We start from the raw sequence: 1,198 nt of genomic DNA on the forward strand, positions 1-1,198 counted from the left end.
TGGGTGATATCGAGATTCTCGAGGTGGCCGAGCGGGTGCGGGTGCTCGAGGCGTGGAACGACACCGGTCGTGAGGTCGGGGGTTCGGCGACGCTGGTGGATCTGTTCGACGAGCAGGTGCGGCGGGCGCCCGAGGCGCCGGCGTTGGTGTTCGAGGGTGCGGCGCTCACCTACGGCGAGTTCGATGCGCGGGTCAATCGTCTTGCGCGGCAGCTTGTTGCGCTGGGTGTGGGGCCGGAGTCGACGGTGGCGCTGGCGATGCGCCGGTCGGTCGAGTTGCTGGTGGGCATGTATGCGGTGGTCAAGGCCGGTGGTGCGTATGTGCCGGTGGATCCGGATCAGCCGGCGGAGCGGACCGGGTACATTCTCGAGGTCGCGGCGCCGGTGGTGGTGCTGACCACCGGGCGGGACGGGTTCGAGGTGCCGGGGGAGAGGTCTGTCCGCACTCTGGAGCTCGATTCGGCGGATCTGTCGGTGTTCGCGGACGGCCCGGTCGCCGATGCGGAGCGGTGGGCGCCGTTGCGGGCGTCGAACACGGCGTATGTGATCTTCACGTCGGGTTCGACGGGCCGGCCGAAGGGTGTGGCGGTGCCGCACGGTGCGATCGTGAACCAGTTGTTGTGGAAGCGTGCGGAGTACGAGCTCGGTGCCGACGATGCGGTGTTGCTCAAGACGGCGGCGACGTTCGATCTGTCGGTGTGGGAGTTCTGGTCGGCGCTGGTCTCCGGTGGCCGGTTGGTGATCGCCGCGCCGGACGGGCACCGCGACCCGGGCTACCTGAACGGGTTGACGGCCGAGCAGGGGGTCACCACCCTGCACGTGGTGCCGTCGATGCTCGAGGCGTTGCTCGTCGAGTCCGGCGGCACGCTGACGAACTCGCTCCGGCAGGTGCTCGCGATCGGTGAGGCGTTGCCGGCGGCGACGGCGCGACGGTTCCTGGCGCACAACACGGCCCGGTTGGACAACCTGTACGGTCCGACCGAGGCGGCGGTGTCGGTGACCTTCCACGAGGTCGACGACGCCACCGGGGTGTCGGTGCCGATCGGTGTCCCGGAGTGGAATTCGCGGGTGTACGTGCTCGACGCGCGCCTGAATCCGGTCCCGGCCGGCGTGCCCGGTGAGCTGTACCTGGCGGGTGCGCAGCTGGCGCGCGGCTACCACGGCCGGGCGGATCTGACGGCGGAGCGGTTCGTCGCCTC

The 1,198-nt window shown here is 70.0% G+C and carries 1 protein-coding gene; it reads left to right on the forward strand.

The window, feature by feature from the left end:
• Positions 1–1,198, forward strand: a 1,198-nt coding sequence (locus ACWPOB_RS28485; RefSeq protein WP_455402867.1) for an amino acid adenylation domain-containing protein, incomplete at both ends; no start/stop codon positions are given.

It is taken from the genome of Rhodococcus sp. 2H158 (assembly GCF_053764755.1).